The organism is Thermaurantimonas sp. (assembly GCF_046299575.1).
Taxonomy (GTDB): domain Bacteria; phylum Bacteroidota; class Bacteroidia; order Flavobacteriales; family Schleiferiaceae; genus Thermaurantimonas.
On the sequence record NZ_JBKBHX010000007.1, the window covers coordinates 56,421 to 82,193 of the forward strand.

Below are 25,773 nucleotides of genomic sequence, written 5' to 3' on the forward strand. Positions count from 1 at the left end.
GCTGATGAGGTGCAAGGTCATTTTTACGGGTACGGGTACATCGCAAGGAATACCCGTAATTGGTTGTAAGTGTCCCGTTTGCACCTCTCACAATCCGCGCAACCGTCGAACCCGCGCGTCGGTGCATATGGTTGTGGGCGATATTCATCTCCAAATCGATGTTGGTCCAGACTTTCGTCAGCAAATGCTGGTAAACCAGCTTGATCGGGTAGATGCTGTGCTTCTCACCCACGAACACATGGATCATCTCGCAGGGATTGATGACCTCAGGCCATTGATTTTCAATCAAAAAAGGCCGATGCCGATGTATGGTACAAGTAGAGTATTAAAAGCCGTGCGCCAACAGTTTCCCTATGCTTTTGCCTCTGATGCAGAGCGCTATCCGGGAGCTCCTGAGCTCACAGCGGTAGAGATCGATGGTCAGAAGCCCTTTGAAATAGAGGGAATTCTGGTCATTCCCTTGCCTGTGTTGCATGGTCATTGGCCTGTTTTAGGTTTCCGGGTGGGTAATTTTAGCTATATAACCGATGCCAATCAAATTCCCGATAAGACATATGATCTTTTAAAAGGATCTGAATATTTGGTGCTCAATGCACTGCGAAAAGAGCCACATTATTCACATTTTACCCTCGATGAGGCAGTCGATGTGGCAAAGAGGGTAGGGGCAAGTCATACTTTCCTAACCCACATTTCACACGATATGGGGCTGGAGGAAGAGGTAAGTCGCTTACTTCCAGCTAATATATCTTTGGCATATGATGGTTTGATTGTAGAGTGCTGAGTGAGTTCAATACGAGAAATTATCGGCAGTTGTTTAATAACAACATTCATTTAGCTCAAGATACATCAGCCCGCCAAACAATCGCATCTGTCGTTGTATCCAGGCTGCCCGACGCTGAACATACGGCCCCGGTGGATTTGCACTCCATCGGCGTGGACTCGGAAGTATGGCGATGATCTGTGCGGCTTCGACGGCTGTGAGTTGCCTTGCTGACTTTCGGAAGTATTTACGAGCGGCAGCTTCTATCCCGAAAGTGTTTTTACCCATTTCAACGACGTTTAGGTAAGTTGAAAGAATTTTCTTTTTTGGCCAATAGAGCTCAATGAGTACAGTAAAATAGGCTTCTAATCCTTTGCGAATCCAGCTTCGACCGGGCCAAAGAAAAAGATTTTTAGCCAATTGCTGACTGATAGTGCTTGCTCCACGCTTTCGACGAATATTGCGCTTGTTATGTTCAATAGCCTTTTCAATGGCTTTAAAATCGAATCCTGAATGTTTGAAAAAGTTTTGATCCTCTGATACTATGACTGCCAGATATGCATGTTGACTTATATTTTTAGCTTTTACCCATTTATATTGAAAGGGAATTCCTTCATTGTAGTGCTCTATATAGCGTATGACCATAAGTGGTGTAAAGGGCACGGGCAAAAAACGATACAGCCAAACCAAAACATGGGTTATGATAAGAAAATAGACGAAAATTCGAATCAAAACCTTACTCAGCTTCTTCATCTTCAAGTTTTCTGATCAGCGCAATAAATTGTTTGAGGTTTTTGTACAATTCGGCGGTGGGTAGTCCTACTACGTTGGTATAAGAGCCTTTGATTTCCCGCACTTTTACAATGCCTAGCCACTCTTGCATGCCGTAAGAGCCAGCTTTGTCAAAGGGCTTGTAATCATCTACATAAAATTCAATTTCTTCATCGTTTAATTGCTCAAAGAAGACATCCGTACAAACGGAAAAGGTAGTTTGCAGTTTGGGATGCGATAGGGTAACACCAGTGTAAACTTGATGCCATTGGCAGGAGAGCTCTCTGAGCATCTCTATAGCTTCTTCTCGCTTGCGTGGTTTTTCGAGGGGGTGGTCTTTGTGCCAAACGATCGTATCGGCTGTGATAAGAATTTCGTTGGGATGTAGATTTTTGAAATAAGCAAGAGCCTTTTTACGGGAGAGGTATTCGGGGATTTCTTGTCGAACAAGTTCGGGCGGATAGCTCTCGTCCACGTGCAATTTTACAACTCGATAGGGCAAGTTCATGAGGTAAAGGAGTTCATGTCTGCGAGGGCTAGCTGACCCAAGTAGTAGTTCGTAATCGAGCAGAATGGATTTCATAAGGCAGTTAGATATACCTGGAGGCTTTCTTTTTCTTCACTTCGCGCAGTTTAACCCCAGAGAGGAAAATGATCGACATCAAGAAAAAGAGGGCTAAAAGAAGTGCTGAGGTTTTCATATTTCCCGTAAGTCCAATGACTTTTCCATATAGAAACGTGCCGATCACAATGGCGATTTTTTCAGTTACGTCGTAAAAGCTAAAAAAGCTGGTTGTGTTTTCAGTGGGTGGTATCATCTTAGAGTAAGTAGAGCGCGCGAGTGATTGGATGCCTCCCATTACAAGACCGACTGTACTGCCGAGCGCAAAGAATTTGTAAATCACATACTTATCTGAAGCATCGAGAAAGTAAGCCATGGTAGCTATTGTAATCCAAACACTTACATTGACCATTAGGGCGCGAATGTTTCCCACCTTAGAGGAGATAAAGGCAAAGAGCTGAGCCCCGGCAATACCGAAAAATTGAATCAGAAGAATGGTCAGGATTAATTGGCGGGTTTCCAGCTTTAGCTCTTGCCTGCCGAAAAGAGTAGAGATCAGAATTATGGTTTGAACTCCGACACTGAACAAGAAAAAGGCAAACAAATACAACCTTAGGTAAGGCATTCGCAATATTTGCTTAAAAACCTGCCGAATACGGATGTAGCCGGCCAATAGATAGGCGCGTCTGTACATACGACGGCGAGGAAAGTTTGGTAGATAGTTAAAGGTAATCTGTGCAAAACCTGCCCACCACAATCCTACGGTGAGAAAGCTGAATCGAGTGGCCTGTGCTGCATTTTTAAATCCAAATGTTTCAGGAAAAGTGATTGTCAGGAGATTGAGTATCAAAAGAATGCTGCTTCCGAAATACCCTAAGGAATACCCTCGTGCGCTGAGTTCATCGTGCTGTTCGGGTGGAGCAATTTCGGGAAGATAAGAATTGTAAAAAACGATGGACCCCCAAAATCCGATACTTGCCAAAGAGCTGAATATGAGTGCCATGAGCACTTGATTCTGATCGGTAAAAAAGTACAATGCCATGGAGCTCAAAGCGCCGAGATAGCAAAAAAGACGCAGGAAAAATTTCTTGTTGCCCGTGTAGTCGGCAATGCCTGAGAGCAAAGGTGAAATAATAGCAACTACCAGGAAACTCCAGGAAAGTGAATAGCTGTAAAGCTCTGAATTGGCGTATGTTTTCCCAAGAAATTTAACCGTAGCATTTCCGTTGCCTGTCACTGAAGCGTAGTAAATTGGAAAAATGGCCGTGCCTATGACCAGTGAGTACACCGAGTTGGCCCAGTCGTAAAAGGCCCACGTCCATTGCTCTTTTGGCAATTTGCGTCTGTACATGCAGTTAAATTTCGTGCTAAGATAGCGCCACTACCGGGTTGGCTTCTTTTTTTTCACGTGAAAGAAAAATTCCTTTCCCATTCTGGGCTGTATGCTTTTGTTGGTTTTTTCGAGGGTAAGGATTTCAAAATATCTTGAAAACCGATCGAGGTATTCCTCGTAACAACCACCAAAAGGGGGGCCAGCCTCAGTGAGAGGAAAATCGAAAAGAAGACCAGCCATTTGACCATCGGATGTAAGCAGTTCATAGGATTTTCTCACATAGTTGTCGCGCAGCGATGGATTTAGTGCGCAATAAAAAGTTTGTTCGAGGATAAAGTCAAATTGGTAGCCTTCAAGGTTGAAATAGTCGTTGTGCAAAAGTTGATTGGTGGGAAAGTCGGGAAATCGCTTTTTCAAGTTGCGCAAAGGCACTTCCGAAATATCAACCACATACACATGACTGTAGCCTAGGTGCAAGAGCTCCTCGGCTTCATAGGCATTACCGGCTCCAGGAATGAGAATACGGGCGTCAGTCGGAATGTGATTTACAGCAAAATCAATCAGAGCAGGGGAGGGATGCCCTATGTCCCATCCAGTCTCCCCTTTTAGCCATCGCTCTGTCCAATAGGCTTGATCTAACTTCATCAAGGTATCCAGATTTTTTGTGTGTTTAACATTGTTTGTTCATCAAAAATTACAAAGAGATGTATTCCGCTTTTTAAATCACTAACTTTTACAGTAGCTGAAGTTGTTTTTCCAAAGTCTTCTTTTTTTGCCAATCGACCATCTAATGTGAATATTTCAACGCGAGAAAAAGGAACAACATTTTCGATTTGAACAAATTCACTCTTGACTGGATTGGGGAAAATTCGCACAGCTGGCGTTTTTGTTTCATTGAGTGAAACAGAACTTTCGCCTACTATTAAACTTCCTAGAATGGTTTGGTCGCCTGAGGTAGTTCCATTTCCGTTCACCGCATTAACGGCTGCGTAAATTGCAACTGCTCCAGTTCCGGCGGCAGGAGCTGTCCACTCTACTTGCCAGGTTCGGGCATTATTTGATCCCTGCGTGCCTTGCGAAGTATGCGAAACATATCGATTGTTTATCCGTAGCTGTGTCTGATTGTTTAGTAGCGACCAAGTACCTACGTGAATGGGATTTGTAGTATTCGTTTGAGCTGTGAGCATAAATCCAAATCTATTGAGGGTAGGGTGCTGGGCATTGATGGTTATTTGATATTTTGTTCCCGGTACATAGCCAGTTGGAGGTATGTTGGAAGTTATGAGCGAGGTGCTGTTTGACGTTTGTCCACCATGACAACCAGAGCAGTTCATACCGTTGTCTATGGGTGCACCGGTGTAACCTGTTGAAAAAGCACCATTTGAATTGGATTTAATCATCCCTGACAATAAAATCAGCAATGCAGTGGCTGCCGTGAGTTTGTATTTCTTAATCATAGGAAAGTTTTTTGGTAATAAGGTTTAAAAATTCAATTTTGTTTTCAATATCTACTGTAAGTTTAAGTACATAAATCGTGTTGTTAAACTTTTCAGCTAACACAGAGGGCAGTTTTACATACTCTTTGTCAGTCATTATGCATAGAGCGTCCTTTCTGTTGCAAGTTTCAAAAATTGCTTCCCATTCGCGATGGGATATTGGATAATGGTCTTTAAACAGAAATTTTTCTATGATTTTAAGATTCCATTGACTCAAAAAATTTAGAACATAAGATGGATTGGCTATCGTGGTAACAATCACGACATCCCTTTTATTTTCTGGCAATGGAGGAAAGAAATAATTGTGATTGTGTGAAAAAAATATTGGGGCATTAGAATATTTCTGGAGAGAGGAGATGATTTTTTCTTTTTCAGCTGTAGTCGCTGCCACTGGAGTCTTTGTTACTACGATGGCATCCACATATTTAGCTCTGCTTTTTACATCTCGAAGGGTTCCTATTGGCCAGAGAGCATCTGCGCTAAAGGGCTGATTCCACGTTGTGAGTAAAATTTTTATATCAGGAACAATGGCACGATGTTGCAGGGCATCATCGAGAATCACCACCTGGGTATCCGGAAATTTTTGCAGAATTTTTTTTACACCATCGACCCGCCTTTCGCATACTGCCACAGGAATGTTTGGCAGATTTTTTTTTAACAATAAAGGTTCGTCTCCAACTTCCAAAAAAGCAGAAGTATCATCTACCCACAAGAATCCTTTTGACACTCGGCCATATCCCCTGGAGAGAATAGCAATTTTAAATTCATTGCTCAGTTCTTTTGTCAAAAAAAGAGTCATCGGTGTCTTTCCCGTACCACCTAGCGCAAGGTTACCAATTGCAAGGACTTTCGTTTTTTGGAAGTTTTCCGAAAAAAGCCATTTGCGATCGTATAAAAAATGCCTTAAGTAGATGAGGAATTTTAATAAAAAACTGACCGAAGAGAATAGGATTTTAAAAACTTTGTTATGCGATTTTTTCAATGTTTAAAAATCTTTTGATACTTGTATTTTTGTGCGGTTTTTGAAAAATGGCAAATAAAAAACAAATCATGGTGGTAAACGACGATCAGATACAAAATCTGATTTGTCGCAAAGTTTTCACAATGAATTTAGATGGGGTAGAAGTTCTTGATTTCGTAGATCCATCTGAAGCGTTAAAAGCAATTGTTGACAAAAGAGCTGAACCGAAATTCATTTTAGTAGATGTGAACATGCCCGGAATGAACGGTTGGGAATTTATTGAAAATGTAGAAAAAAATGGTTTTGAATATCCTGTAGTAATGTTTACGGCATCTGTCGATGAAGAAGATCGCGAAAAGGCCAGCAAGACTAAAATGGTCAAAATGTTTCTTGACAAACCTATGACCAAGGACAAATTACCCCTACTCGAACCGCTGCTGAATGGCGAACACGATTAAATCGAAAATTCTATTTGTACTTCTTTGTAAATTATTCATTTACAGCGCTTTTTCTCAGTCTTTTTCAGGTATTTTGATTGATGCTCAAACAGGCGAACGCCTGCCCTTCGGAAACATTGTTGTAAAAAATTCAAAGCGAGGTACTTCGAGCGACATTGAGGGGCGATTTCAACTAGTGCTTCTTCCTACGGATAGTGTGTTGATTTTTAGCTACGCTGGATACGAAAAATTAGAACTAAACATTCGAAAAGCTTCTTGTACAGTCAATTGCACTATTGCGCTCAAGCCTACATCGCTCCTCATTGCTGAGGTAAAGGTGTATCCCGGTGAAAATCCTGCTCTTAGAATCATTAGTCAGGTGCGAAACAATAAAGACAGAAACGATCCGGAAGGTCTTGATTCGTATTACTACAAGGCCTACAATAAATTAGTTATAGCATTTGATACCAACGATTTAAAGGTTATTAGAGATTCAATAAATCCAGAGAAAATCGATTCCTTTGCCCTCAGAGCTATTGAATTTTCAAACCGCCAATATCTCTTCCTCTCAGAGTCAGTATCTGAAAGGAGATATCTAAAGCCCAACAAAGTAAACGAAACTGTACTGGCTTCACGCATTTCAGGTATTAAGAATCCTCTCTTCAGCATACTAGCTACCCAGCTACAAAGTTTTTCGTTTTACAGAGATGAATTTGAACTCTTTAACATTACTCTTGATAATCCTATCTCAAAAAAAGCTGAAAATCAGTATTTTTATCTTATTGAAGACACCTTGTATGACAGGCCTGACGCCGATACTGTTTTTGTCATTTCCTTTAGACCCAGACCCGGGCACGAACACAAAAGCATGAAAGGGCTGCTGTACATTGCTACGCCCGACTATGCCATTGCTAATGTGATTGCTTCGCCCGCTAAACAACAGAATTTTTCTGTTTCCATACAACAACTCTACGAAAAAACTACGGGCAGGTGGTTTCCGATGCAGCTTAATAGCGACTTTAAAATTTTGAATGTCGCCATAAATGGCCTAAGTCTGTATGGAAGCATGCGTTCGTATCACCGCGATATCAATCTTTCGCCGGGATTGAGACTAAAAGATTTTCGAAGCGTTGATATTAAAATCAATCCCGATGCAGGTGAGAAAGATAGCGTCTATTGGAGCCAGTTTCGTGCACACGATCTAACTCCGATGGAGGCAAGAACCTATGAATTCAATGACTCCATCGGTCAGGCACTAAATATTGATCGCAGGCTTGTATGGCTTACCGCCTTTACTGACGGGAAGTTTCGTGTGAAATTCATCGATTTGGACCTGAAAAGAATTTTAAATTTCAATCTCTATGAAGGCTTGCGAACAGGTATAGGAGCCTCCACCAACGAACGCTTGCATCCTCGTCTTCGGCTTAGTGGATTTGCCGGATACGGATGGAGCGATCGACTTTGGAAATTTGGCTATCAGGGAGCATGGCAGTTTTTGGAGGCTTACAATCTTTGGGCCGGAGCCGGATACTCTTACGACATGGTCGAGGCTGCTCAGCCTCAATTTTACTTCTATCAGAGAAGAAATTTGCTCGAGTCAGCCGTCAGAAGGCTCTACATCACAGGCTGGGACTATGTTTCATCAGCTTATGTGTTTGTGTCGTGGGAATGGACACCTCGTTTTAAAAATATAGTGAGGTATAATCGCGAATTTCGCAAACATGCACAGCCCTATTACTATTACAATCCTGATCAATCCATTACTCAATTAACCAACGGAATTGCCTTGCATTTGGCCGAATATTCGATGGAATATGCACCAAACGATGTAGTAACTGAAACCTTTCTCGGTCGTCGCACGGTGCGTTACACCTTTCCTAGGTATTTTTTTAATGTCACACAAGCCTTTTCATCAGATGTTGGAGAGGTGCGTTTTACAAAAGTCGATTTCAGAGCTAATTTTCGCTTCGGTCGGCGAAGGATTGGTTTTTTATATACTGAAATAGCCGGTGGACATATTCAGGGTGGAGCACCTTATGGATATCTATACGCCGGCAGAGGGAATTTGTACAATGGCGATATTGCTCGATTGCGCCGATTTGCACTTGCCGACCGCCATAGCTTTGAAACAATGCTTTTCAACGAATTTTCAATGGATACGTACGCTCAGATTATGCTCCGTTATGACACTTGGAATCTTTTCTTTGACCGCAAGCCTCGACGTCCTCACATCGAATTTGTGTATCGAGCATTGTATGGAGTAAACAGCCAATCTTCATATCATTACGGAGTAAATGCTACGGCTCCTTCTCAAGTTTATCAGGAATTTGGAATTGAGATAAATAGGTTGTTTTCAGCTAATGGTATTGGAATTTACTACAGAGTTTCTCCTTCGCAAATTTCAGAAATTACTGTACCACAAATTTTGTTTAAGCTAACAACTAAATAGCTGTTTTTCTATGCATTTTTTGAGGCTAATATTAGATAGATTATTAGCGTAATAAAAATCGAAGATATTTCTAATACAATTGCGAAAAAAGGCAAACTATCTTTTGCTTTTAAAACTGAGTAAAAAATATGAAAAAAAATAAGTAAAATAATCAACTTCAGAATTCGAAGCATTCTGACTGCTAAAGTGTATTGATAGCTGGCGTTATTTGAAGTTATAACTATTGGGTAATTAAAAATGTGAGGAAATTTTTTTAAAAATGTCAAAGAGAGGTAGATTAGTATAGTAACTAATAAAAGTAACCATACTTCTCTTTTACTTCCAAATCTATCAGCTTTTCCACTTAGATCGTAATGAAGTGGAATTTCATCCGGCAAGTCTTGATATCTACAAAAAAACAGACCAATGATACTTACTAACACGAGGAAAGACACAACCTCTAATAAATAATCAAGCCATTTGTAATGTAAACTAATTTTTGGCCTCATATTTTTGGCAATATATTTAAAAATTTAATCAGTTTGACTATTAAAAGCATATGTATAAAACATTTCTAAATAAAAAATAATCTTTTTAAACTGCAATAAATTTATCGACAAATTCCTTTGCGAATTTCTTTATTTCATCGCGCACTTTTCTAAACTCTGCCATTATTTCCTCCTCTGTGCCGGTAGCCTTGGCCGGATCTTTAAAATTGTGATGAAATTGTTGTGCATTAGATGGAATATAGGGACATACTTCGCGTGCGTGATCACATACAGTGATTACGTAGTCGAAATCAATGTTTCTATATTCATCTACGTGATTTGAGGTATGAGTAGAAATATCTATTCCATCCTCAACCATTGTAGCAATTGCTCGTGGATTTACTCCATGCGTCTCCATTCCTGCGCTGTACACTTCAGCCCTGTCGCCGGCGAAGTATTTGAAGTATCCTTCAGCTATTTGTGATCTACAGCTATTCCCTGTACAAAGGATGAGAATTTTTGGTTTCATTGCTATATTTTATATTATATTTCTCTTTTAAAAACAAACTTACTTTTACTAACAAAATCAAAACAGGAACTTCAATCAATGGGCCTATAACACCGACAAAAGCCTGAGGAGAATTTAGACCGAAAACAGATATAGCTACTGCTATAGCCAATTCAAAATTATTTCCCGATGCTGTAAATGAAATGGCAGCATTTTTATCATAGGGTATTCCCATTTTAATTCCAATGAAAAAACTTGTGAAAAACATTAATATAAAATAAAATACAAGTGGTATTGCAATCTTAATAACATCAAAAGGGAGCTCAACGAGTGTATCGCCTTTTAAACTAAACATTACAACAATGGTGAACAATAAAGCGATTAGAGTTATAGGTGAAATAATGGGAATGAATTTTCTATTGTACCAATCAATCCCCTTGCTTCTAATTAATAATAATCTACTCAAGTAACCACTTATAAAGGGAATTCCAAGATAAATGAGAACACTCTGAGCAATTTCTTTGAATGAAACTGAAATTTCTTGGCTATTTAAACCCAAAAAATTAGGTAAAAAATATACAAAAATCCATGCATAAAAACTATAAGTGAATACCTGAAAGATGCTGTTAAGAGCTACTAACATGGCACCGTATTCTCTGTTGCCTCCGGCCAAATCGTTCCACACGATTACCATCGCAATACATCTGGCAATGCCAATCAGGACTAGACCTGTAAAATATTCCGGCTCTTTTTTAAGAAAAAATACAGCGAGAAGAAACATCAATACTGGGCCAACAATCCAATTGAGTAGAAGAGAAAGGACAAGAATTTTTCGATTTTTAAGCGCTTGAGGTATTAATGAATAATCTACTTTGGCTAACGGGGGATAGATCATCAGTATCAATCCGATGGCTAAAGGAATGCTCGTGCTTCCATAGCTCATCTTTTCATTCCATTCTTTGACATCTGTAAAAATGTTTCCTATCAAAATACCAAAGACCATCGCCAAAAAAATCCACAAGGTGAGGTATCTGTCAAAGAATTTTAAACGTTTATTCATTTTATCTATTAAGAAGGCGAGTCAAAAGTAGTTTTAGAATTAAAATGCTCAACTTAGTATGGTATTAAGTAATTGTTAAGAATAAAAATGCTTGAATGCTTGATTGATAAATAAAAATAGGCCTTATTAATTTTCCGTGTATTTATCTAAAAGATTTCGGTATGACTTATTCTTTTTAAAGAAGTAAAAAACCAATGAATTATATTTTATGTTGTGGTAGAATTTTGTGGAATGATTATATATCATCGATAATCCATTTATACCGAAATGATTCATAATATCTTTTAAAAAATATGAAGCTTTTTCTCTAGATATATTATTGAATTTTTCGGGTTCTCTTGTAATTACTTCAAGACAAGATTTCAGCAATTTATCTTTAAGTATATCATCTGGTTTCGTAAAGTCGATGATGAAATAATCAGGATTATATTTATTGTAAATTACTGTATATGTATCACTTTTATAAGCCGGAAAACCATTTGGTAAATAGGTTGTTTCATTGAAGTAATTACATCTCAGCTCTTTTCTCTTTTCACCATATAGCGTTTGGTAAACTATACCTACTTGATACCCTAATGTATAATTGATAGATGCTACTGATTCTAACGGATTTTTGAATACAATAAATTTTGTGTAGGACGTTGAAAGAAAAGGATAAATAATATTAGAAAAAATAGTGAAAAGTATGGCCCATATCATGCCGGTTTTCAAAGCTTTATAAGCTTCTTCAGAGTTTTTTTGTCTTATGCGTTCAGAAGCAGCTTTTCTCTTGAGCCATTCTTCTTTTGAAATTCCATATTTTCTTCGAAAATCATCCGATTTTTTATGCGAAAAGGTAGTTTTTCTGTTTACGGTAGAATAATTATTAAAAGTAGAAAAAGATGCTGAAAATCTTGGTCGCTGTTTACCAGTGAGTATTTCGTATGCAGTTTGTATTTGTCTGAACTTTTGTAAGTCAGAAGGATTTTTAGCTACATCGGGATGAAATTTTTTTGCAAGACGACGGTAAGCCCGCTTAATGTCTTCTTGAGAGGCACCGGGCGAGAGACCTAAAACGTAATAGCAATGGCGTCTGTCTATCGTTTTTTTTTACAAAGTTAACTTTTTTTGCTTGCGAGATGCAATGATTGTGTACTTTTTACACAAATCGGTTGCTTCGACACGGGATGAATGAATTCTAATTGGTAAGCCTGCAAACTGATGGAACCGTCAGGATTAGCCCTTTTTGCGCCGTACTTCACATCTCCTTTTATACAATGGCCTAGGTGGGCGAGTTGACAGCGAATCTGATGGTGACGGCCAGTGTATAATCGCACTTCTAATAGACTGTAATGATCAAAATTTTGAATGCATTGATATTCGAGCTTAGCTAATTTTGATTGAGGTGTATCTGGCGCTACTACATAAGTTTTGTTGTTTTTTGGATTTTTTATAAGGTTGTTTTCCAGAATCTTACGTTCACCAAAAGCTAATTGACCTTCTACAATAGCTCTGTACGTTTTTGAAATACTGCCTGTTCGCAGCAGTGCATTGATGCGTTCGAGAGCTTTGCTGGTTTTTGCGAAAATTACTAACCCTAGTGTAGGTCGGTCGAGGCGATGTGTTACTCCTAAAAATACATTTCCCGGTTTTTGGCGGGTAATCTTTATATAGTTTTTTAAAATTTCTAAAAGCGGTGTATCACCCGTTTTATCTCCTTGAACTAACTCACCAGCGCGCTTATCGAATATCAGAAGGTGGTTATCTTCATAGACAATTCTATTTGCAATATCTTGCAAATCAATATCTTTCATGTTCATTTGGGAAGTCGCCAGACTTTACATCAACTACGTACTGACTTATAGCATTCGTAATTTCTTGGTAAAGATTGAGATATCGCCTCAAAAAGCGCGGATGGAACTGATAGGTCATTCCAAGCATGTCGTGAGTCACAAGTACCTGGCCATCTACATCAGGACCCGCACCTATACCTATGATGGGTATTTTTACGGCTCGAGCTACTTTTTTTCCAAGTTCTGAAGGGATTTTTTCTAAAACAATCGAGAAGCAACCTGTTTGTTCGAGTAGCAGGGCATCTTCGTAGAGCTTAGCGGCTTCAGCCTCTTCTCGTGCTCTTACTGTATATGTTCCAAATTTGTAAATACTTTGGGGGGTTAGGCCTAAATGTCCCATTACGGGGATACCGGCGGATAAAATGCGCTTTATTGAATCAATAATTTCAACCCCACCTTCCAATTTTACGGCATGTGCGCCTGATTCTTTCATGATGCGTATAGCGCTGTTGAGGGCTTGTTTGCTATCGCCCTGATATGATCCAAAAGGAAGATCTACGACTACTAACGCTCGCTTTACTGCCCTTACTACCGATGATGCGTGGTAGATCATCTGGTCGAGGGTGATGGGTAAGGTGGTTTCATGTCCCGCCATTACGTTTGATGCTGAGTCACCTACCAAGATTATATCAATACCTGCTGCATCTACCATCTTGGCCATAGTGTAATCATATGCCGTGAGCATGCTGATTTTTTCACCACGGCGTTTCATTTCTTGTACTGTATTGGTGGTAACCTTTTTTTCAGGTGTTGATTGGGCGGTTGACATTACTTATTAATCGATTTGAATGCAAATAAAATAAAAAAAGCTGTCAAAACTATTCTGACAGCTTTTTGAAAAGATAGATTGTGATTTTATGCTTCAGCTACCTGAACTGGTATAACTGAAACGTAAGATTTGTTATCTTTTTTCTTTTTGAATTCTACGATTCCATCTACAAGAGCGTAGAGGGTGTGATCCTTACCCATGCCGACATTTTTGCCTGGGTGATGACGTGTGCCGCGCTGACGCACAATGATGTTGCCTGCAATAGCAGCCTGACCACCGAAAATTTTTACGCCAAGGCGTTTGCTTTCTGATTCACGTCCGTTCTTAGAGCTACCTACCCCTTTTTTATGTGCCATGACTTTAAGGTTTTATGCAATTATGTCTTTAACTGTTATTTTACTGATTGACTGACGGAAACCATTGAGCTTTTGGTACCCTTTTCTTCTCTTCTTCTTAAAGATTAACACTTTATCAGCTTTCAGGTGCTGATCAACTACGGCCTTCACTGAGGCACCTTCTATAACCGGGGCGCCAACCTTTACTCCGTTGTCATCGCCTATTAGCAATACTCTGTCGATGGTGATTTCTTCACCCTCGGCATTGGCAAGGCGATTTACGAAGATAGATTGGTCTTTTCGTACTTTGTACTGATGCCCTGCTATCTCTACAATTGCGTACATTTTGTTGGTTTTAATTTCGGGCCGCAAAAGTACAATTTTTTTATCATTAATTATCAATTGAGATACTTATGGCAAAATTTTTTTAAGATTTTGAGAAGATTCTAAAGAACAAATCTCTTTCCTTCCAAACCAAGCAAAGCGCTTTTTTGCTACATATCGATATAAGAACCAATTGATTTTGGTGGGTAAAAGTTTAAATACCAAAAAAATAGAATATGGAAACCCAAGTGTGCGCAAAATCTCAAATATTGCCATAGGCCCATCAAACCACCTGCCGTGAGAGTACACTTCAACGTATTGCAATTGATTGGGAGGCTGTGGATTTTGGGCAAGCATTCGGTAGGTTTCGCCTGTCAAAGAAGCTATTCGGAAATAATCTTTCTTATCGGCCCAAAGAATTACTTTGGATAAAAAGTCACAGAGCACACACTGTGCATCAATAAAAACGATAACCTTCTCCGTATCTTTGTTCATTATAAAGTAAACACAATAAATGATAAAAAAGTTAGCATTCTCAATTTTAGCAGTAAGTTTTGGAATCTTTGCTTTCGCTCAGTCAAACTTATTTGTAAAAGTTGATAAAGAGCTTTACAAAAGAACAGATGCACAGATTGTGGCTAATCATTTTGAGCTATATGAGTTTGATCGGGCAAAAGTGTTAGAACTTTTTCAATCGACGCCATCATGTGAATTTTGGGAGAGTTGTGCATTCACCTACATGAATATACCAGCACCTGACGGCAGAGTTTTTACTTTCACATTGGCCCAATCGGGTGTAATGCCACCAGCCATGATGGATGAATTTCCTCAGATTCGTGCTATCAGAGGGTATTTTATTAGTGGTGATACTTCTTTGTACCTGAAAGCCGAAATTGGTCCGCGCGGTTTTACAGCTATGGTTACTGGCCATCCTGAAGGCAGCTGGTTCATCGATCCGGTGTATCGCAATGAGCCTCAACTTTCGATATGCTACTTCAAAAAAGATTTTATCACCGACAAACAAGCGGTTTGTCATTTTTCAGGTACACCCATCGAACGCGATGACGAGTACGAAACGTCTGAAAGAACGCAGAACAATGTAGTAGTGGTGGAGAAAATCAGAAGAGAATACCGCTTGGCCGTAACTACTACCGGCGAATACAGCCAATTTCACGGAGGTACCATCCCAACAGTGATGAATGCGATAATTACTACTGTTAATAGAGTGAACAGCGTGTATGAACGGGATATTGCAATTCGCTTGGTCCTTGTTCCAAACAATAGTCAGCTTATTTTTTTAAATCCGGCTACCGATCCTTTTCAAAACAATAGTGCAAGCCAGCTTTTATCCACCAATCCAAATGTAATAAATAATGCCATTGGTTTTAATGCGTACGATATTGGTCATAATTTTAGCACAGGTGGGGGAGGTTTAGCTTCTCTAGGATGTGTGTGCCTTACAAATAAGGCTCAAGGAGTAACAGGCAGTTCAGCACCGGTAGGCGATCCGTTTGACATTGACTATGTGGCACATGAAATGGGACATCAATTCGGTGCAAATCATACCCAAAACAACAGTTGCCAGCGCAATGGCAGTACCGCATGGGAACCAGGAAGTGCTTCAACGATAATGGGATATGCCGGAATATGCCCACCAAATCTGCAGAACAACAGCGATGATTATTTTCACATAGGTTCTATTGGCGAAATGTATAACTATGCGATCATTGGCCCCGGAAATTCATGTGCTAATAAGATCACTACCCCAAACAACGCACCGGTAATAGATAGCATTCGCCTGCCTAATACCACCATACCAAAGGAAACACCTTTTCGTCTTGATGGATTTGCTTCCGATCCTGATGGCAATCCAATCACCTACACTTGGGAGCAATTTGATACCGGCCCCTCAGGTGCACCTACTAGCCCTAGTGGCAACGCGCCTATTTTCAGAAGCTTCAGTCCGGTGAATACCGGTACGCGATTCTTGCCTCGTTATACATCTATTCTCACGGGTGTAAATGTTATTGGAGAGATTTTGCCAACCTATGCTCGTAACCTTCGCTTTAGGCTTACTGTGCGCGATGGTTCAGCTGTGAGCTATCGACAAATTCAGCTGGCAGTTGATGGAAATGCTGGCCCTTTTACAGTCACATATCCCACTCAGGGTGCCCAGCTTCGTTCAGGTACCATCACACGCATCATATGGAATGTAGCTGGTACCGACGCAGGAAACATCAATTGTAAAGAAGTGGACATTTATTTAAGTACTGACAATGGACAAACTTGGGCGCACTACCTCGGTCGCCGGCCGAATAACGGTGAGGCTTTGGTCATCATTCCTCCAGGTTTAAATACCTCTATTGCGCGTTTTAGAATTGATGGGGTAAATCAGTTATTTTTCGCTGTATCAAGATTTGTAACACTAACACCAGCCGTGCTTTCTGCCGATGAACAGAGTTCATTGTCTTCTGCTTCAGTCCATCCTAATCCGGTATCGGGAGGTCAAAGAGCCTACTTGACCTTTGAAAAACTGCTGCCAGGCAATGTTGATATCCAGATTCTTACGATGGAGGGTAAAATTTTGTACAGTCAAAAGCACGCTCTGCAAGTAGGTCTGCGGTCGATTGATCTTTCAACAGAATCGCTCAAGACTGGTATGTACTTGATTCGCCTTAATGCTGATGAAGGCAGTAAAACCTTTAAGTGGATCGTACAGTAATCTTTAAACTCACTGATAATAGGGAGAGATTCGCTTAAGAATCATCTCCCTTTTTCTACTCGAAATTGAAATAATACTTCCGTCCGACATTTCTACGAATCCCCCGCTGTAAGGCAGATATTTCTTAATGTGTTCACAATTGCAGATATACGATTTATGTACGCGCATCATTTTCGAATTCTGAAGCATGGCGTCGTAAAAACGTATAGGGCGGGTCGATTCAATTTTTTCTCCATTAGCCTTAACTACCAATGTGTGTGCTTTATATGTCTCTATCCATAGAATGTCGTTGATGTTCAGAAATTCTACACCATCGTTAGTATAAATCGGAATACGCTCGTTTTGATAAACGACATGTTGAGTGTGGGTAAGCGGTTGTGTAAACTCCTGAAGCTTTTTGGATTGCACTTTCTTCACCTTTTCAAGTGCAGCCTGTAGCTCATCTACATTTACAGGTTTGAGTAAGTAGTCAATAGCATTTACTTTAAAAGCTTTAACTGCATACTCGTCATAGGCGGTAATAAAAATGATAGCCGGTTCGTATTCTTCGAATTCAAGTTGTAATTCATTTACCAATTCAAAACCGCTTTCATCGTTGAGATGTATATCGAGCAAAATAGCATCTGGCCTTTGGCTGTCGATTACTTTAAGTGCATCATCGATGTTAGTAGCAGTGCCTACCACCACTGTATCTGGGCAAAACATTTCAATTTTCGACCTTAGTGATTCAATGATGGTGTTTTCGTCATCTACCAATACTACTTTTAGCATACTTCTGTATTTTTAAGAATGGGCAAAGTCATTCGAACTCGAGTACCCGAAGGTACACCAAAGTCATCAAACAAGTCTTCGATCGAAATTAAAAATGTTTTATTGTGGGTTTGGCTCAATATTTTTAGCCTTTGTGCATTGATATTTAGTGCCATTGATTTTGATTTTACGTCATTTTTTACTGAAAATTCGGAAGATTTTGACCGACCGACGCCATTGTCGTCTATCAGCACTTCGAGTTCATTGTTGTTTTCGTTGATTGTAAAAATTATTTTTATAAGACCTTTTCTGTCCTTTAGAGGGCGTATGCCATGTATGATTGCGTTTTCTACATGAGGTTGAATTATCATTGAAGGAATTAAAAGCTGATCAATTTCTACGTTCTCCGGAAAAATGTGTATTTGATAATCAAATTCGTTATTGGCGCGCATTCTTTCTAAATCGAGGTAATAATACAAAATTTCCTTTTCCCTTTTTAGAGAGTGAAATCCTTTGTCGCTGCCTTCTAAAATCAGACGCATCAATCGCGTGAAATTGTTTAAATGTCTGATAGCAGACACTTTATCTGATTTTAAAATAAAACCTTCAATTGACTCCAATGAATTATAAAGAAAATGAGGGTTCATTTGCAATCGAAGTGCACGAGTTTCAGTCTCGAGAAGCGTTTCTTTTAGTCTTACCTTTTCGCGGAGTTGATTAGTTCGCCATTTGACAAAAGCAACAGAACCACTGATTAAAAACACTAATGTGCCGGTCACGACCCACCATCTTTGCCAAAGAGGTGATGCTATGGTAAAATGAATTACATTACGATCAACTACTGTATTTTCTGGTGAAATAAGTTCATAAATCAATGTGTAATTTGCTGGATAAATGTTTGCCAAATAAAGTTCTGGAAGCGATGAATCGATTGTGTCATTTTTAAATCTATTCGATGTTAAAATATATCTGTATCTGTATTCTTTTTCTGTGAAAATATCTGAGGGAGTTGAAAAGTAAAAATGAAGTGTATTTTCGTTGCTATTAAGAAATATATTTTCTGATAAATTGCGATCGTTTCCATTAACCATTGTACGAAATAAAAGAATTTTAGGATTAGAGTAATTTGAGAATATTTTATTCGAAATTTTCAAAATAGAATTTGTAGAAATAGCATATATTTCAGATTGGTATTCGAAAAAGTCTAAAATTTGATTTACCCCATTTATCCAATTGAAGTAGTTGAGTGTTATTAAATTTATTTTATTATTTTCGATGTAAGCCATTTGAATTTTATCGCCTAAGATTATAAGTGTATCTTCACCTAAATTTCTAACCTTTAAAATGTTATCTATCCGTATGGATGTTGAATAAAATGTAGTTTGAATTGTATCTTTAAAAACTTTTATAGTCCCATCATCAAGTAACCAAATTTTTCTTGATTTATCTCCATTGAATATCAATGCATTTGGCGAGATTTTAAAAGTTCTGATTAAACTTAATTCTGAATTTTTGAAACTATAGAATTCAAGTGTATTATCTGTTTGTATCCATATTCTGTGAGTATCTGTCCAATGGTGTGATAGTATGGTTCTGTCTAAATCAATTTTTCGCTCTTCTTTTTCGCAGTGCAATGAGATAGCTGAATGACTTATGTAACTCAAACAACCTGCAGGATACTCACTAGCACTTCCAATATATTTTCCTTGCAGGGATGGATATGGCATTGCATTTCTTTTGTAAAATGGGATTAAACCATTTTCAGTATTAAATAAAATATCCTTTTTATCCTTTAAAATCTGTAGGACAAGACCATTTTTTGTATTAAAAGGAATTTCACGAACTTCATTTGACGATAAATCGACAAGTATAATAGAAGTTCCTGCAGATATGAACAATTGATGATTGATGATTTTTAAATCATATACTTTACTTATTCGGTCTTTGGAAAATTCGAATACTCGCTCTACTGATGGATATAAATAACACTTCACTCTATTGCCTTCAGAAATCCAGAGTTCTCCATTATCGAGCAAGGAAAATTTATTTGTCTCTGCAGGAATAGAAATATATTTTACCCTATTACTCGCATCAAGAGAAAGAAGTTTATCTTCATCAATTCGGCATAAAAGATATTGATCATTCTTTACAAGATTTTTTACGAAATTTAATTTTTTTTTCGTTCGAATAATTGTTTTTATAGTTTTTTTAATTTTAATGATGGAAACATCTGAGAAGATATATAATGCATCTGACAATGATCCGATATTAAGAATTTTTAAAGTGTCGACATAAAAAGCTTCAAGGATGTTGTCTTTTACTTGATAAAGGCAGGTATCGTCTTTAGCAACGATTATTCGCTGATTCCATTTGGTAATTTTCGCCGGAGAGGTAAGTTTTATTTCATTTATAAGTTGTACTTTTTCACTCTTTTCAAAAATCCATAATTTATCATCATTTGTTAATACATAAATTCCTCTTGCATTTGAAAGTATTTTTCGCACTTTACTCTTTGATGGAAAGCTGTATAAAAGATGGAAGGTATTAGATTTTGTGGAAAAAAAATACATTTCATTTTCAGAACCAACGAGTATTGAGTCATCGTTTACAACGCAAAGTGTTGAAATAAATGGGTAGCGAAGCCCCTCTGGCAAGCCATAATAATAAAATCTGCCTTGCTGGAAATGAACTAAGCCATTACCTTCTGTAGCGAAATACCTATCGGTGCCATTTAAAATTACGACATCGTTAATCAGAGGATTGTAAAGACCATTTTCTATTCCAAAAGATTGAAAAATCAAGGGTAATTCTGTTACTTGAGCTTTTGAATGAATGTAGAAAAAAGTCGTAAGTAGAATCAAACAACATCGAATTTGCATGTATATATGAGTTGCAAGTGGTAAAATTGCATCGAAATATACTTCCTTCGAATGCTTAAAAAGCAGCTTTTTTTCTGGTATTCCTTCGCTGTATTTTTTTTTCAAAGTTTATGTGTGTCCTCACAAACCATCTATTCTCTAAGCGGAATGCGCTCCTTAGGATTGGCTGGTGTAAGTTCCGTACTGGTAGATGGTTTTTCGGTTATCAACAATTCAGCGGGGCTTGCTTACTTGTCACAATCCTCAGTGGCTGTTTCAGTTCAAAATCGCTTTGGAATAAATGATTTAAATATTTTTCACCTTTCAGGTCAATATCGATTAAGGGGTGATCAGGCCATTGGTCTAGCATTAGCCTCTACTGGCATTGAAGGTTTTAGGGAAAATCATGTAACAGCCGGATATGGACTTAAACTCATGAATGCCTTTTCGATAGGGGTTAAACTCAATCTCACAAACTATCACCTAGCAGAGCGAGGTAATTTATTTCGAGCTCATGCGGATCTTGGGGCGATGTACCAGGTAAACAATCGCTTAAAGCTGGGACTGGTTTTTTTCAATCCTTTTCAGATTCTTCGCATCCGCGAATACGACGAATATTTCCCAACCGGAGTTTCCTTTGGCGCCTCTTATATGGCGGGCAACGGTTTGGGATTGTTTGGTGAAGTAAGTAAGACTGAACTATTGCCCGCACAATTCAAAACCGGTATCGAATGGCATTGGATGGAGCGGATTTGGCTGAGAACCGGATATTCGCACACTAACTCTTCTTACAGTCTGGGAGTAGGCATACATTGGAATAATTTTACAGCTAATTTTTCCTTTGTTCATATGGCTCTGCCGGGAGGTGTTTCTGGTGCTGATTTCGCGTATTCATGGTAAAGAGAATCTTTCTTTTTTTCTTGTTTTTTACCCTACATTACACTTTAGCTCAGGTAGAGCTCAATGAGCTGGAACAAGAAACAGAGGCCATTGCAGAACAATTAGGCGATGACGCTGATTTGATTCAATTGGCTGAAAATCTTGACTATTATCGTGAAAACAAGATCAATCTCAACACAGCTACGAAAGAAGTACTGGCGCAACTAGGCTTTCTGAATGCTTTTCAGATTTACAATTTGTTGGAACATCGACGAAAATATGGCCGAATTGTTACTTTTTATGAATTAGAGTATTTAAATGGATTTGATGCTTCAGTGCTTCAGAAGTTAGAACTATTCACCTATTTAGGATCCACAGAAAGCAGAAAACACTCTTTGAAGGATTATCTGACAAAGGGCAGGCACCTTACGTTCGTGCGAGCTCAGTGGGGTTTAGAGGAGAGAAAAGGTTTTGAGCTCAGACGGAGATTACTGGCCGGTGATTCCACTGTTACAAACTATTATGTTGGCGATCCATATCGTACCTTCATTAGGCACAGATATGTGTATGCCAATCAATTCAGCATAGGATTAACAGGTGAAAAAGATGCCGGAGAGCCATTTGTGTGGGAACCAGGCCAGCGAGGTTTTGACTTTTACAGCGGTCATATCGCTCTAATGCGACAAAAGAGACTGAAGACTTTCATTTTTGGCGATTATCAGATTCAATTCGGTCAGGGATTAGTACTCTGGAGTTCACTGGCTTTTAGAAAATCGCCTGCAGTGCTTAATATTCAACGATTCGGGCGGGGCTTTATTCCCTACAACGGTTTGGACGAAAATCGATTCTTCAGAGGGGCAGCTGCTACATATTCCTTTGGAAAAGTTGACCTTTCGGTTTTTTATTCGAATAAAAGAATGTCTTCAGCTCTTTCAACGATTGAAGATGAAGAATCTGGTGAGACCTATGACGAGGCAGGTTCAATTCGCCTTTCAGGTTTACATCGCACTCCCACTGAGCGAGCTGCTAGAAATACACTTTCACTTGAAAGCTATGGTGCCCATTTAACAACTGACTTTAGCTCTGTGCGATTGGGTGGTACAGTGGTAGAGCATCGATTCAATCCGCCTTTGGCAAGCTCTACCCAACTTTATCAAAAGTATAATTTACGAGGTTCATCCGTCCGAAATGCATCGATCGACTACCAGATTCTTTTGCCCTCTGTTCATCTTTTCGGTGAGGTTGCCACCAATTCTTTTGGAGGAATTGCCATGACACATGGTGCATACCTAAGCGCAGGCAGTAAATTCACCTATGCGCTCTTGTATCGACATTTTCAGAAGGAATATGCAGCCCTTTTTAACGCCTCATTTGCTGAGGGTACTGGAAAAGATGCGGAACGAGGTTTCTACACAGGTTTTCGCTGGGAGGCAGCTCCTCGTCTTTTCGTTAACGCTTATGCTGACCTTTATCAATTTGATTGGCCTCGTTACGATGTGAATCAACCCAGCCGTGGAAGGGATGTTTTTGTTCAATCTGAATATATAGCCAGCAGAAGATACAACTTTTATATTCGCGTGCGAAGCGAAAACCGCCTGGTGAATGGTCCTGATGAATTTGTCGTTCGCCCGACGGCCGATGAGCGCAGAAGCGGTTTTCGATTTCATCAAAACATTTTGCCTTCCAGGAATTTTTCGCTTGCTTCACGAATAGAATACTCTTATTTTGAGTCGTATAGTGGGGTGAGCACCGGTTGGTTATTGTTTCAGGATTTTCGCTATTTACCTTCGAATTTTCCCATAAAATGGACTTACAGGCTTGCTGTGTATGACACGGATGATTACAACAGCCGCATTTATGCCTTTGAAAATGATGTTCTATATTCTTTTTCTATACCTGCGTTGTATGACAGAGGTATTCGGAGCTATTTGTTGGTGGAATACACCTACGGTCGGGCTACCTTTTGGTTGCGCTACGCTGTAACAAGGTTCAGTGACAAGTATGTAATAAGCTCCGGACTTCAGGAAATCAACGGCAACCGCTCGTCGGAGATTAAATTGCAATGCAGAATAAAGCTCTGAGATATTAATCGGCTTTTCGCTCGGGCATTTCTCTGAGTTCTTTTACGATAGCACGCCTAAACTGAACTTCGCTCCTGTAAAGTTCTAATGCTCTGCGTGAGCCGAGAAGCTTCTGAAAACGCTTATAGTATTCGTTCTGTAGCCTTGCATATTCATCGTTGATTTTAAAAATGGAGTTCAGCACCCTTTCAGCTTCGTTGTCAGAAATTGCATTTATTGAGTCTGATTGTATTTTTCCGTCAATAAGCTCTATGCGGTCTTGATGGAGTTTGTCTATCTTTTTGCGGTATTCGTTGTATAGGGGCCAGAATTTCTCCGATTCTTCGGGAGTGAGGTCTAATCGTGAAGTGATGATGGCTATCCGCATATTTTCAATGCGAGTTCGTGCTTTGTGATGGATCTTATCGTGCTGGGCACTTAAACTCAAAGCGCTGATAACCAATAAAGTGAGTGAAATTATTCTTGTAGCCATAGTAAATCTTCTTCAGCGATTGATTGTGTGTGATTTTCTAAATATTTGAAGTATTCAGTTGTAAGTATAGCCTCGTCGGTAATAGCTATTAATTCACTTTGTTTGGCAAAATATTCTTGTTCTATTGTCTTCAGATGTTGTTGATATTTATAAACAGAAACCCCTAACAGCAGTAGAATTGCAGCAGCAATGGATGCTGACAGGTAATAGAGCCTCTTTCTTCTTGAATTGTATGAAATAAAATAATGGCTAAAATCGCCAGTGTTAACTTTTGAGTTTTTATTCAATAGTACCTTTTCTCGGAGTAATCCAAGGAGAGGAAAGTTTTTTAATTCTTTATCGATTGATTCTTTCATTTCAAGACTTTTGACAACATTTAGCGATTTTCGTTTAATTTATCAATTAGATATTTTTCAACTTTCACCATCGCGTGGTAAAAGGAAGCCTTCAGTGATCCTTCAGAAATTCCTGTAATTTCGCTTATTGTGTCGTAGGGGAGTTCGTCGAAGTAGCGCATCAGAAATACTGCTCTCTGCCTTGGAGGTAGGGTTGCTACAGCATCATCAAACCACTCCGAGGCTTTGGAAAAATCTATTTCTTCTTCGTGATACGATGTTTTCAATATTTCTAAAGAATCGTATTCAGCGAACTTTTCAAAATCTTTTGACTTTTTCCAATTGATGCATTCGTTATATGCAATGCGATACATCCAAGTGTAAAGCGTAGAATTTCCTTTAAATTTTCGAAGATTGCCAAATACTTTGATCCAAACATTCTGCATTACATCCTGTGCATCGGTTGAATTTTTTAGAAAAGATCGAACGAACATCGTTATTCGAGTTGCATAAGCTTCATAAATCAATTTACACGCATTCTCAAAATCCTTTCGGCTATGCGTACTCAAAAGGTATTCGATCTTCAGATGAAAGTCTTTTTCTGACACGTGGTAATGACCCGAATTGCGATAAATGAGTAATACCTATATCACTAAAAAACTTTTGCGAATACAAAAATCAAAAACAGCAATGTAATAATACCAAGCAGCAGATATACTGTACCTGAATAAAAGTGCTTGTGTATCGGCGCATCTTTCTTGTAACTCCATGCGAGGTATATAATAAAAAGGGTCATAAATACAGCGGCAAAAATCCAGTGGCCTGTGGTTATGTGTTCGTTGATCATTTTTATTAGCGATTATTAATTATGGTGCTAAACGGTATATTTTCCAATTGGCATTTTCTGTAAATTCATAAACAATGCGGTCGTGTAGTCGCGAGGGTCTGCCTTGCCAAAATTCAAACTTTTTTGGTTTGACGATATATCCTCCCCAATTTTCAGGACAGGGTATTTGCTCAGTATTTTCAAACTTTTTAGCCAACTCTTGAAAGCGCTTTTCCAAATACTCACGCGAATCGATGATTTGACTTTGTGGTGATACATGTGCACCAATCTGGCTTTCGCGCGGACGAGTCCTGAAATATGCTTCGCTTTCAGCTCTCGACACTTTTTCAGCCAGCCCGTCAATGCGCACCTGTCTCTCGGCCTGTGCCCAGTAGAAGAGAAGCGATACCTTTGGATTTTCAGCAATTTCTTTAGCTTTATCGCTATCGTAATTCGTGTAGAAAACAAAGCCATCGATCGAATATTCCTTCAAAAGCACTTGTCTCGACTTCGGATAGCCATCCAGTCCAATGGAGCTCAGCGTCATAGCATTGAAGTCGTATACATTGATCTTTTGAAAATCTTCAAACCAGATATCAAAGAGTTTATTAGGATTGTCAGGTAGTTCGGATTCTATTAATTCTCCTCTCGTGTAATGCTCTCTGGCGCCATGAAGTACTTTCTTCATCGGAATATAATTAATCTTTGACAAAATTATTTTGAACTTTTTGACTCGTAGTATGACATTTGATTATACTTTTATACCTACTTAGCTCTAAGTTGTTC

Annotated in this window: 28 protein-coding genes and 1 pseudogene; 6 read left to right on the top strand and 23 right to left on the bottom strand. The window is 39.0% G+C overall.

Features of this window, described 5'->3' with window-relative positions; genetic code table 11:
• Positions 1 to 4: 4 nt before the first annotated feature.
• Entirely contained in the window at positions 5 to 781 is a 777-nt protein-coding gene (locus ACK4EX_RS09670; RefSeq protein WP_409772242.1) for an MBL fold metallo-hydrolase, read from the top strand.
• 33 nt (positions 782 to 814) lie between these two features.
• On the opposite strand, the gene mtgA is transcribed toward ACK4EX_RS09670, so the two are convergent.
• The 6 genes from mtgA to lpxK are packed head-to-tail and all read right to left on the bottom strand — an operon-like array spanning position 815 to position 5,904.
• Complete coding sequence (gene mtgA, locus ACK4EX_RS09675) at positions 815 to 1,513, bottom strand: monofunctional biosynthetic peptidoglycan transglycosylase (protein ID WP_409772244.1); 699 nt, start codon at positions 1,511 to 1,513, stop codon at positions 815 to 817.
• Complete coding sequence (locus ACK4EX_RS09680; RefSeq protein ID WP_409772246.1) at positions 1,497 to 2,114, bottom strand: Maf family nucleotide pyrophosphatase; 618 nt, start codon at positions 2,112 to 2,114, stop codon at positions 1,497 to 1,499. Before ACK4EX_RS09680 ends, mtgA begins: the two co-directional genes overlap by 17 nt.
• 7 nt (positions 2,115 to 2,121) lie before the next feature.
• Positions 2,122 to 3,444: an MFS transporter gene (locus ACK4EX_RS09685; RefSeq protein WP_124397070.1), complete on the bottom strand. Its 1,323-nt coding sequence runs from the start codon at positions 3,442 to 3,444 to the stop codon at positions 2,122 to 2,124.
• A 30-nt stretch (positions 3,445 to 3,474) separates the two neighbouring features.
• Positions 3,475 to 4,071 (bottom strand): methyltransferase domain-containing protein, encoded by a 597-nt coding sequence (locus tag ACK4EX_RS09690; protein WP_124397071.1) that lies wholly within the window; start codon positions 4,069 to 4,071, stop codon positions 3,475 to 3,477.
• A complete protein-coding gene (locus ACK4EX_RS09695; RefSeq protein WP_124397072.1) occupies positions 4,071 to 4,883 on the bottom strand; it encodes a choice-of-anchor V domain-containing protein in 813 nt (270 codons plus the stop codon). The genes ACK4EX_RS09690 and ACK4EX_RS09695 overlap by 1 nt, the downstream gene beginning before the upstream one ends.
• Entirely contained in the window at positions 4,876 to 5,904 is a 1,029-nt protein-coding gene (lpxK, locus tag ACK4EX_RS09700; protein WP_124397073.1) for a tetraacyldisaccharide 4'-kinase, read from the bottom strand. The genes ACK4EX_RS09695 and lpxK overlap by 8 nt, the downstream gene beginning before the upstream one ends.
• Before the next feature lie 47 nt (positions 5,905 to 5,951).
• On the opposite strand from lpxK, the gene ACK4EX_RS09705 reads away from it, so the two are divergent.
• A complete protein-coding gene (locus tag ACK4EX_RS09705) occupies positions 5,952 to 6,341 on the top strand; it encodes a two-component system response regulator (RefSeq protein ID WP_124397074.1) in 390 nt (129 codons plus the stop codon).
• Positions 6,325 to 8,769, top strand: a complete 2,445-nt coding sequence (locus tag ACK4EX_RS09710; RefSeq protein WP_277028886.1) for a DUF5686 and carboxypeptidase-like regulatory domain-containing protein — start codon at positions 6,325 to 6,327, stop codon at positions 8,767 to 8,769. The genes ACK4EX_RS09705 and ACK4EX_RS09710 overlap by 17 nt, the downstream gene beginning before the upstream one ends.
• 8 nt (positions 8,770 to 8,777) lie before the next feature.
• Here ACK4EX_RS09710 and ACK4EX_RS09715 read toward each other — a convergent pair whose 3' ends face one another.
• The 10 genes and pseudogenes from ACK4EX_RS09715 to ACK4EX_RS09760 all read right to left on the bottom strand — a co-directional run bounded on the left by ACK4EX_RS09715 (position 8,778) and on the right by ACK4EX_RS09760 (position 14,559).
• The gene (locus tag ACK4EX_RS09715; RefSeq protein WP_124397076.1) at positions 8,778 to 9,257 is read right to left on the bottom strand and encodes a DUF1648 domain-containing protein; all 480 of its coding nucleotides are present in this window, start codon (positions 9,255 to 9,257) and stop codon (positions 8,778 to 8,780) included.
• An 85-nt stretch (positions 9,258 to 9,342) separates the two neighbouring features.
• A complete protein-coding gene (locus tag ACK4EX_RS09720; protein WP_124397077.1) occupies positions 9,343 to 9,765 on the bottom strand; it encodes an arsenate reductase ArsC in 423 nt (140 codons plus the stop codon).
• Positions 9,728 to 10,804 (bottom strand): ACR3 family arsenite efflux transporter, encoded by a 1,077-nt coding sequence (gene arsB, locus ACK4EX_RS09725; protein WP_124397078.1) that lies wholly within the window; start codon positions 10,802 to 10,804, stop codon positions 9,728 to 9,730. Before arsB ends, ACK4EX_RS09720 begins: the two co-directional genes overlap by 38 nt.
• A gap of 126 nt (positions 10,805 to 10,930) precedes the next feature.
• Positions 10,931 to 11,515: a hypothetical protein gene (locus tag ACK4EX_RS09730; protein ID WP_409772252.1), complete on the bottom strand. Its 585-nt coding sequence runs from the start codon at positions 11,513 to 11,515 to the stop codon at positions 10,931 to 10,933.
• 249 nt (positions 11,516 to 11,764) lie between these two features.
• Positions 11,765 to 11,884 (bottom strand): annotated as a pseudogene (locus ACK4EX_RS09735) (DnaJ domain-containing protein); the annotation flags it as partial.
• A gap of 17 nt (positions 11,885 to 11,901) precedes the next feature.
• The gene (locus ACK4EX_RS09740; protein WP_409772255.1) at positions 11,902 to 12,603 is read right to left on the bottom strand and encodes an RluA family pseudouridine synthase; all 702 of its coding nucleotides are present in this window, start codon (positions 12,601 to 12,603) and stop codon (positions 11,902 to 11,904) included.
• Positions 12,584 to 13,405 (bottom strand): 3-methyl-2-oxobutanoate hydroxymethyltransferase, encoded by an 822-nt coding sequence (panB, locus tag ACK4EX_RS09745; RefSeq protein WP_124397080.1) that lies wholly within the window; start codon positions 13,403 to 13,405, stop codon positions 12,584 to 12,586. The genes ACK4EX_RS09740 and panB overlap by 20 nt, the downstream gene beginning before the upstream one ends.
• An 86-nt stretch (positions 13,406 to 13,491) precedes the next feature.
• Positions 13,492 to 13,761 (bottom strand): 50S ribosomal protein L27, encoded by a 270-nt coding sequence (gene rpmA / locus ACK4EX_RS09750; protein WP_277028885.1) that lies wholly within the window; start codon positions 13,759 to 13,761, stop codon positions 13,492 to 13,494.
• A 12-nt stretch (positions 13,762 to 13,773) separates the two neighbouring features.
• Positions 13,774 to 14,085: a 50S ribosomal protein L21 gene (gene rplU, locus ACK4EX_RS09755; protein ID WP_124397082.1), complete on the bottom strand. Its 312-nt coding sequence runs from the start codon at positions 14,083 to 14,085 to the stop codon at positions 13,774 to 13,776.
• A gap of 66 nt (positions 14,086 to 14,151) precedes the next feature.
• Positions 14,152 to 14,559 (bottom strand): thiol-disulfide oxidoreductase DCC family protein, encoded by a 408-nt coding sequence (locus ACK4EX_RS09760; RefSeq protein ID WP_124397083.1) that lies wholly within the window; start codon positions 14,557 to 14,559, stop codon positions 14,152 to 14,154.
• A gap of 19 nt (positions 14,560 to 14,578) precedes the next feature.
• Here ACK4EX_RS09760 and ACK4EX_RS09765 point away from each other — a divergent pair, with 19 nt between their 5' ends.
• Positions 14,579 to 16,786, top strand: a complete 2,208-nt coding sequence (locus tag ACK4EX_RS09765; RefSeq protein ID WP_124397084.1) for a reprolysin-like metallopeptidase — start codon at positions 14,579 to 14,581, stop codon at positions 16,784 to 16,786.
• Positions 16,787 to 16,795: 9 nt separating this feature from the next.
• On the opposite strand, the gene ACK4EX_RS09770 is transcribed toward ACK4EX_RS09765, so the two are convergent.
• A complete protein-coding gene (locus ACK4EX_RS09770; RefSeq protein WP_124397085.1) occupies positions 16,796 to 17,557 on the bottom strand; it encodes a LytR/AlgR family response regulator transcription factor in 762 nt (253 codons plus the stop codon).
• Entirely contained in the window at positions 17,551 to 20,520 is a 2,970-nt protein-coding gene (locus ACK4EX_RS09775) for a histidine kinase (RefSeq protein ID WP_124397086.1), read from the bottom strand. The genes ACK4EX_RS09770 and ACK4EX_RS09775 overlap by 7 nt, the downstream gene beginning before the upstream one ends.
• A gap of 9 nt (positions 20,521 to 20,529) precedes the next feature.
• On the opposite strand from ACK4EX_RS09775, the gene ACK4EX_RS09780 reads away from it, so the two are divergent.
• Both ACK4EX_RS09780 and ACK4EX_RS09785 read left to right on the top strand, forming a co-directional pair.
• Positions 20,530 to 21,294, top strand: coding sequence for a hypothetical protein (locus ACK4EX_RS09780; protein WP_409772261.1), 765 nt, complete (start codon positions 20,530 to 20,532; stop codon positions 21,292 to 21,294).
• A complete protein-coding gene (locus ACK4EX_RS09785; protein WP_409772263.1) occupies positions 21,288 to 23,354 on the top strand; it encodes a helix-hairpin-helix domain-containing protein in 2,067 nt (688 codons plus the stop codon). The genes ACK4EX_RS09780 and ACK4EX_RS09785 overlap by 7 nt, the downstream gene beginning before the upstream one ends.
• A 4-nt stretch (positions 23,355 to 23,358) precedes the next feature.
• Here ACK4EX_RS09785 and ACK4EX_RS09790 read toward each other — a convergent pair whose 3' ends face one another.
• Genes ACK4EX_RS09790 through pdxH form a run of 5 tightly spaced genes read right to left on the bottom strand, consistent with a single transcriptional unit; the run spans position 23,359 to position 25,675 of the window.
• Positions 23,359 to 23,826 (bottom strand): hypothetical protein, encoded by a 468-nt coding sequence (locus ACK4EX_RS09790; RefSeq protein ID WP_409772265.1) that lies wholly within the window; start codon positions 23,824 to 23,826, stop codon positions 23,359 to 23,361.
• The gene (locus tag ACK4EX_RS09795) at positions 23,811 to 24,182 is read right to left on the bottom strand and encodes a hypothetical protein (protein ID WP_409772268.1); all 372 of its coding nucleotides are present in this window, start codon (positions 24,180 to 24,182) and stop codon (positions 23,811 to 23,813) included. Before ACK4EX_RS09795 ends, ACK4EX_RS09790 begins: the two co-directional genes overlap by 16 nt.
• Positions 24,183 to 24,202: 20 nt before the next feature.
• Positions 24,203 to 24,769: an RNA polymerase sigma factor gene (locus ACK4EX_RS09800; protein ID WP_409772271.1), complete on the bottom strand. Its 567-nt coding sequence runs from the start codon at positions 24,767 to 24,769 to the stop codon at positions 24,203 to 24,205.
• A 44-nt stretch (positions 24,770 to 24,813) separates the two neighbouring features.
• A complete protein-coding gene (locus tag ACK4EX_RS09805; protein ID WP_409772273.1) occupies positions 24,814 to 25,008 on the bottom strand; it encodes a hypothetical protein in 195 nt (64 codons plus the stop codon).
• A 19-nt stretch (positions 25,009 to 25,027) separates the two neighbouring features.
• Positions 25,028 to 25,675, bottom strand: a complete 648-nt coding sequence (gene pdxH / locus ACK4EX_RS09810; RefSeq protein WP_409772274.1) for a pyridoxamine 5'-phosphate oxidase — start codon at positions 25,673 to 25,675, stop codon at positions 25,028 to 25,030.
• Positions 25,676 to 25,773 lie beyond the last annotated feature (98 nt).